This window comes from Burkholderia sp. 22313 (assembly GCF_052045245.1).
In the GTDB taxonomy this organism is placed as follows: domain Bacteria; phylum Pseudomonadota; class Gammaproteobacteria; order Burkholderiales; family Burkholderiaceae; genus Burkholderia.
In genome coordinates this window covers 1-2,674 of record NZ_JBQEON010000077.1, presented here as the reverse complement: position 1 = coordinate 2,674, position 2,674 = coordinate 1, and the positions used below count along the sequence as shown (strand labels likewise).

The 2,674-nt window shown below is 64.9% G+C and carries 2 protein-coding genes; both read right to left on the bottom strand.

The window, feature by feature from the left end:
• Window positions 1–1,448, bottom strand: a 1,448-nt coding sequence (locus ACTJKF_RS31335) for a methyl-accepting chemotaxis protein (protein WP_440629007.1), incomplete at its 3' end; no start/stop codon positions are given.
• A gap of 400 nt (window positions 1,449–1,848) precedes the next feature.
• Window positions 1,849–2,674, bottom strand: an 826-nt coding sequence (locus ACTJKF_RS31330; RefSeq protein ID WP_440629005.1) for a methyl-accepting chemotaxis protein, incomplete at its 5' end; no start/stop codon positions are given.

Genomic DNA, 2,674 nt, shown 5'->3' with positions numbered 1-2,674 from the left:
TGCGTGATGTTGTCCAGATGCACGACCGCCTGGTCGACCTGCGCCACGCCGGTGCTCTGTTCGGCCGTGGACGAGCTGATCTCCGCGATCAGGTCCGATACGCGCTTCACCTGCGTGACGATGTCCTCCATCGTCTTGCCGGCACCATCGACGATCCGTGCGCCCGATTCGACCCGGTCCACGCTCGCGCCGATCAGCGTCTTGATCTCCTTCGCCGCGTTCGCGCTGCGCTGCGCGAGCGCCCGCACCTCGCCGGCGACCACCGCGAAGCCGCGCCCCTGATCGCCCGCACGCGCCGCTTCCACGGCCGCGTTCAGCGCGAGGATGTTGGTCTGGAATGCGATGCCGTCGATCACGCCGATGATGTCGGAAATCTTCCGCGAACTCGCCGTGATGTCGTTCATCGTCGTGACGACCTCGCTCACCGCCTGCCCGCCGCGCTCGGCCGCCTCGCTCGCCGACACCGACAACTGGTTCGCCTGCAGCGCCGTCTCCGCATTGCTCGACACGGTGGCCGTCATCTCGGCCATCGATGCGGCCGTCTGCTGCACGCTGGTCGAAGCCTGTTCGGTGCGCGCGCTCAGGTCGTTGTTGCCCTGCGCGATCTCGTTGCTCGCGCGCTGCACGTTGTGCACCTGCTCGCTGACGTCGTCGACCAGCCAGCGGAACATCAGCCCGAGCTGGTTGATCGTGCGCAGCGTCATGCCGATCTCGTCGACCCGGTTCATCGCGACGCCGGTGCGGCTCTCGCCGGTCGCGACGCGCAACGCCTGGTCGCGCAACTGCATCAGCGGACGCGCGATCTGCGCGTCGAGCCACAGGCCGGCGGCCACCGACACGCCCGCCGTCGCGGCCGCAAATGCCGCGAGCCCGCCGCCGGCCAGCCCGCATGCCCAACCCGCGCCGACGACCGCCGGCGCCAGCACGCCCAGCGTCGAATGCAGCCGCGCGCGCACCGACATCGTCTGGAACAGCGACGCCACGCGCATCAGCCCGGTCCGGACGATCAGCCCCTTGTGGAAACGGCGGTTGCCGGCCTTGCCTTCGCGGAATGCGCGGTACAGCGCGTCGGCGGCCGCGATCTCGTCGCGCGACGCCTTCGTGCGCACCGACATGTAGCCGGTCGGCTGTCCGTTGCGCATCACCGGCACCGTATTCGAACGCACCCAGTAGTGATCGCCATTCTTGCGGCGGTTCTTCACGAGCGCGGTCCACGGTTCGCCGTTCTTCAGCGTCGCCCACATGTCGGCGAACGCCTCTTTCGGCATGTCCGGGTGCCGCACGACGTTGTGCGGCTGACCCTCGATCTCCTCGGGGGAAAATCCGCTGACCTGGATAAAGGCGGCGTTCGCGTACGCGATATAACTGTTCGCGTCGGTGGTCGACATCAGCGTCGCGTCGTCGGGAAATTCGTATTCGCGTTGCGTGACAGGCTGGTTATTGCGCATGGTATGGAGGTCCGGGTGACGGATCTTGCGTCCGCTTGGGGATTGGATCGAGACCGCACGCTACGCGGTCGGCCCGCGTGCGTTCGATCAGACTCCTGCGCTTTCGGCAAATTCGGCGAAAACATTATGGTGGCCGCGGGTAAATATGCATTAACTTTGCATCATCTTGTTTAACTTGAGCAATTTGTTTATAGGTGAATCAAAAAACCAGTTTCATCAAGGATTTAAAACCCAATCGTCTGATTATTTGAAGCAACGTCTCTCGTACGATTAACTAATAGGTTAACAATCGCAAATTCAAATTCCGCTCGTTTGCCGCAATCAAATCGAATCCAAAAACCGGAGATTCGTCGCGTCGCCTCGCCGCATGGCAACGGGGCGCGCCCGCGCGCGCCGACGATTATCGAAACACGTTCACCGCATCCACGAGCCGCGTCGCCTGCTGCTTCAGGCTTTCCGACGCCGCGGTGCTCTGCTCGACCAAGGCCGCGTTCTGCTGCGTGATGTTGTCCAGATGCACGACCGCCTGGTCGACCTGCGCCACGCCGGTGCTCTGTTCGGCCGTGGACGAGCTGATCTCCGCGATCAGGTCCGATACGCGCTTCACCTGCGTGACGATGTCCTCCATCGTCTTGCCGGCACCATCGACGATCCGTGCGCCCGATTCGACCCGGTCCACGCTCGCGCCGATCAGCGTCTTGATCTCCTTCGCCGCGTTCGCGCTGCGCTGCGCGAGCGCCCGCACCTCGCCGGCGACCACCGCGAAGCCGCGCCCCTGATCGCCCGCACGCGCCGCTTCCACGGCCGCGTTCAGCGCGAGGATGTTGGTCTGGAATGCGATGCCGTCGATCACGCCGATGATGTCGGAAATCTTCCGCGAACTCGCCGTGATGTCGTTCATCGTCGTGACGACCTCGCTCACCGCCTGCCCGCCGCGCTCGGCCGCCTCGCTCGCCGACACCGACAACTGGTTCGCCTGCAGCGCCGTCTCCGCATTGCTCGACACGGTGGCCGTCATCTCGGCCATCGATGCGGCCGTCTGCTGCACGCTGGTCGAAGCCTGTTCGGTGCGCGCGCTCAGGTCGTTGTTGCCCTGCGCGATCTCGTTGCTCGCGCGCTGCACGTTGTGCACCTGCTCGCTGACGTCGTCGACCAGCCAGCGGAACATCAGCCCGAGCTGGTTGATCGTGCGCAGCGTCATGCCGATCTCGTCGACCCGGTTCATC